The organism is Kitasatospora sp. NPDC054768, assembly GCF_053612025.1.
Genome location: NZ_JBSHBN010000013.1, coordinates 48342 through 52444 on the forward strand (window position 1 = coordinate 48342; position 4103 = coordinate 52444).

At 69.9% G+C, this 4103-nt stretch carries 6 protein-coding genes; 1 reads left to right on the plus strand and 5 read right to left on the minus strand.

Annotated features, from left to right (window positions below; genetic code table 11):
- Window positions 1-261: hypothetical protein (locus ACWGKU_RS06325; RefSeq protein ID WP_452178468.1), on the minus strand; the 261-nt coding region annotated here is incomplete at its 3' end.
- A 715-nt stretch (window positions 262-976) separates the two neighbouring features.
- On the opposite strand from ACWGKU_RS06325, the gene ACWGKU_RS06330 reads away from it, so the two are divergent.
- Window positions 977-1561: a hypothetical protein gene (locus ACWGKU_RS06330; RefSeq protein ID WP_452178466.1), complete on the plus strand. Its 585-nt coding sequence runs from the start codon at window positions 977-979 to the stop codon at window positions 1559-1561.
- Window positions 1562-1597: 36 nt separating this feature from the next.
- Here ACWGKU_RS06330 and ACWGKU_RS06335 read toward each other — a convergent pair whose 3' ends face one another.
- From ACWGKU_RS06335 to ACWGKU_RS06350, 4 genes are all read right to left on the minus strand, one after another.
- Entirely contained in the window at window positions 1598-1798 is a 201-nt protein-coding gene (locus tag ACWGKU_RS06335; RefSeq protein WP_452178465.1) for a hypothetical protein, read from the minus strand.
- A gap of 8 nt (window positions 1799-1806) precedes the next feature.
- Entirely contained in the window at window positions 1807-2556 is a 750-nt protein-coding gene (locus ACWGKU_RS06340) for an SRPBCC family protein (protein ID WP_401053972.1), read from the minus strand.
- A 69-nt stretch (window positions 2557-2625) separates the two neighbouring features.
- Window positions 2626-3873 carry a cytochrome P450 gene (locus tag ACWGKU_RS06345; protein ID WP_452178464.1) on the minus strand — a complete coding sequence of 416 codons (1248 nt, stop codon included), beginning with the start codon at window positions 3871-3873 and terminating at the stop codon, window positions 2626-2628.
- Between the two features lie 11 nt (window positions 3874-3884).
- The gene (locus ACWGKU_RS06350; RefSeq protein WP_401053975.1) at window positions 3885-4100 is read right to left on the minus strand and encodes an MbtH family protein; all 216 of its coding nucleotides are present in this window, start codon (window positions 4098-4100) and stop codon (window positions 3885-3887) included.
- Window positions 4101-4103 lie beyond the last annotated feature (3 nt).

Here is a 4103-nt window from a genome sequence, read left to right on the forward strand (position 1 = left end):
CGGGCCGGCGAACTCGGGCATCTCCAGGTACAGGCAGAACAACGGCTGCCCCGAAGGCGGCACCGACACCCACGTGGCGGTGATGGGCTGCGGCGCCAGATCGTGAACGGTGAAATCCCGATCGGGGACCGGCATGCTTGCTTCTCCGGGCCCCTGCAACCAGAAAGACTGCAGATTTGAAACGCGATACTTTGCTTCGAGGATGGCGCGCAGGCCGTCAACAGGTCCTGAGATTCCAGCGACGACGTTCATCTGGTCCACGAAGTTCCCCATGGGATTGTGAGGGTGTACGCAGGCGGAAAAGCTCGGAGAGCACCAAGGGATGCCAAGCAGGGCGGACGGCCGGCCTGACCAAGGAGGAGGTCCCCGTTGCGCATGGGCGCGGTTCACCAGTCGGGCAACGACGAACTCGGTCGCTTCCTGAAGTCGCACCCGTCCGCGCTACCGCCTGATCGCTGACGGGTTCGTCGCATCAGACTATGGACGCCAACGCGCTCCCGTCAGCCGGTTCACTCGGACAACGATGTCCTCCCCGGGGCCGGGAAGCTGGCGAGCAGGTCCACGACGGACACCGACATGAAAAATCCCCTCGTTACCGACACGAGTGACGCTGCTGGTAGCGCCCGACCCTCGACAAAACAGGCCAGGCCGGACTCATCGCACCAGGAACCGAGCAGCGGGCATCGACCATCGTCATGGGCCCGCCCGCCTGGCAAGAACCGATCACATCACACATCGTGATCATCCGTCACCTCAAAGCGATATTTCGCCATCCGTGCGGCCGGAATCGGCAGCCACTCACTCCGGAAGTCGGCGAAGGCCGACCCGAACGCGACGCAGAGCAGGCTCCCGGCGAGAAGCAGCGGGCCACACCTCGATGATTTCCAGTCGACCTCGATCGAGCCAAAGACTGACGATACGTCATAGCACCTCCGTGACAGGTGATATGACGTAGTCGAGCTGGAGGTGGTCCGTCATGACCCGCTACTGCGTCGACCCCGCTCGACACGAACTCATCGCCACCTGGGGAACCGGCCAAGGCGACCTTGCCTCACGGATCGCCGCCGTCCCGGCCGGCACGGACCTCGCCGCGCTCTCCCGCCTGACTGCGGCCCTTACCCAACTGTCGGCGGCGGCCTGGCGCACCTACACCCACCCGGCCGGCGCCGCCGACTCATTGGAGGTGAACAGCGAGGGCTGGCGTCGGGAAGAGGAACGCAAGGCGTTCGCCGGGGTCGCCGCAGCCGTGACCACGCCGAACCTTCCCCAGGGCGGCTCGGTGATCGTCGAGTACAGCCCGGTGCTGGAGAACGCGCACCGCGTCGGGGATTCGCCTGCCGGGGAGGTACGCCTCGATGAGCCGGTGGTCGACGCTCGGCTCAGGGAGGGTGAGCGAGCGCAGCTCCGGGTCGTCGTAGGCCTCTGTCCCGAGGCCGACTGGTTTGCCGGACGTGAGGCCTCGGCCGTCGAGCCGCAGGGCGACCGCGGGGGCCACCGCCGAGCGCGCCCCTGCGGCCGGACAGGGCCAGGGGCAGGCGCGGGGGCCCCTCCTCCCGGGTGAGAGCTCGGTGGCCGGCTGCCCTACGGCTACCAACGACTACCAACGGCTGCGCGAGGGTGCGGAGTTGAGTCTGGAGGTGAGCGCCGCGAGGAAGGTCGGGAGCTTGTCCACCATGGATCTGGGGACCGGGGTGGTCTGGACGGTGTCCCGCCGCACGTCCTGGACGACGAGCCTGTAGGTGCCGTTCTCCTCGACGAGTTCGGCGGCGTAGAGCAGGGTTTCTGTGGAGGTTTCCATCGGGGGTCCTAGGCGTGGGTGTCGTTGAGCCAGGCGGTCCACGCCCCGGTGGCCCGCTGCTCGTCGGCGTCCTCGGCGAACAGGTGGTGAGCCAGCCAGATCGGCGTGCCCCAGGTGCTGCCGTTGAAGAAGCGGTAGAGCGTGTCCGGGCCGCGCAGGCCGACGAAGTCGGGGCTGAGCCAGTCCACGACCACCTCTTCCGGGCCGCCGTCCGGGCCGGGGACGTGGAGTGTGAGCCGGTCGCCGACGGCCGCGTCCTCGGCGAGGCCGAGGCGTCGGCGCAGGGCGGCGAAGTCGGCCGGGTCGGAGGTGGGTTCGGGGCGCTGGGCCTTGACGTAGACGGCGGGGCGGCCGGCGAAGTGCCGCAGGTACTCGGCGAGGCCGTGCTGGTAGAAGTCGACGTGCTTCTCGGCCGCGTCCGACTTGGCGTCCCACCTCCAGGCCTCGTCGACGACGCCCGTGTGCACCCAGTGGATTCCCATCCGCAGGTGGCTCGTTCCGCCGTCGGCCGGCTCGATGTGGTAGCTGAGCGTGTTGGAGAACCCGCCGTCCTGGGTCGCGCGGACGGCGAAGCGCCGCGGCGGCTCCCAGGCCACGACAGTGGCGTCGCCCCGGGTGGCCTTTCCGCCCACGCGCGGCTCGACCTCCATCGGGTACAGCCAGCCGAGGTTGCCGGCGCCGGTGGCGACCGCGTCCCAGACCTGTTCGGGCGTGGCGGGCAGGTCCTGTTCCCGGCGGACCTCGAACTCTCGGGCCATGGTCGGTTCTCCTTCGTCGTCGTTCATGGTCAGTAGCCGTCGTTCATGATCAGTAGCCGTCGTTCATGGTCAGTAGGTGAGCGGGAGGGTGCTCAGCCGCCGTTGCAGCGGGTTGGGCCGCCAGTCCAGCGCCGCTTCGTCGGCCAGCCGCAGCTCGGGCAGCCGGCGCACCAGCGTGCCGATCGCCACCTCGGCCTGGAGCTTGGCCAGTGGGCCGCCGAGGCAGAAGTGCGGTCCGTGGCCGAAGCTCAGGTGCCGGTTGCCGGGGCGGGTCAGGTCGAGCCGGTCGGGGTCCTCGAAGCGCTCGGGATCGCGGTTGGTCGCACCGAGGAACAGGTACGCCAACTCGCCCTCCCGCAGCGTCCGTCCGCCGATCTCCAGGTCCTCCGCGACGACCCGGACGATCGCCTGGGTCACCGTGTCGTAGCGGGCCAGTTCCTCGACGGCGCCGCGGATCAGCCCCGGGTCCGCGCGCAGCCGGGCCAGTTGGTCCGGGTGGCGCAGCAGGGCGAGGACGCCGTTGCCGAGCAGGTGGGTGGTGGTCTCGTCGCCGGCGGTGATCAGGACGAAGCAGGTGGACAGCAGTTCGGAGTCGGTGAGCCGGTCGTCCTGCGCCTGGGTGGCGACCAGGGCGCTGATGAGGTCGTCGCCCGGTTCGCGCCGGCGCTGCCGGATGAGCCCGGACAGGTACTCCTCGTACTGCCCGATCGCCTCCTCGGACTTGTCGATGTCCTCGCCCAGCCGGCCGAAGCGGCGGAACCAGGTCTTGACCTGCGGGCGGTCCTCGTCCGGAATGCCGAAGAGCTCACAGACGACGGACATCGGCAGCGGGGCGGCGACCGCCTCGATCAGGTCCATGGCCGGCCCCGCCGCGATCGACTCGTCGATGAGCCGGTCGACGATGCGCTGGATGCCGTCGCGCAGGGCTTCGACGCGCCGGGCGGTGAACGCGCGGTTGGCGAGCTTGCGCAGCCGGGCGTGGTCCGGCGGGTCGGTGTTGGTCATCACCCGGCCGAGCCGGTCGGTGAGCCGGCTGAAGGCCTTGAGGTCGCCGCCGAGCGCTCCGTAGGCGCGGGTCATCCGGTCCCGGTCGTTGGACAGCCGCAGGTCGCTCAGGGCCGCCTCGACGTCGGCGTACCGGGTGAGGTACCAGATGCCCTGGGCGCTGCGGTGGACGGGGCTCTCGCGCCGCATGCGGGCGTAGAACGGGTACGGGTCCCGCCGGGCCTCGGGGGTGAGCAGGTCCGCGGCGTAGTCGTGGGGCGGGGCGAGGCCCGCCGCGGGGCGGGCCTCGTCCGTGGTGTCGGTCGGATTCACTACGGGCCGCGTTACCGCTGGGCGTCCATGGCGTCGGCGAGGCTCCTGGGCCGCATGTCGGTCCAGGACTTCTCGACGTACTCCAGGCAGGCGGCGTTGGTGTCGGGGCCGTGGGCGACGGTCCAGCCGTCGGGGACGTCCGCGAACCGGGGCCAGAGCGAGTGCTGGTTCTCGTCGTTGACGAGCACGAGGAAGGTGCCGTCCTGGTCGTCGAAGGGGTTGGTCATGGG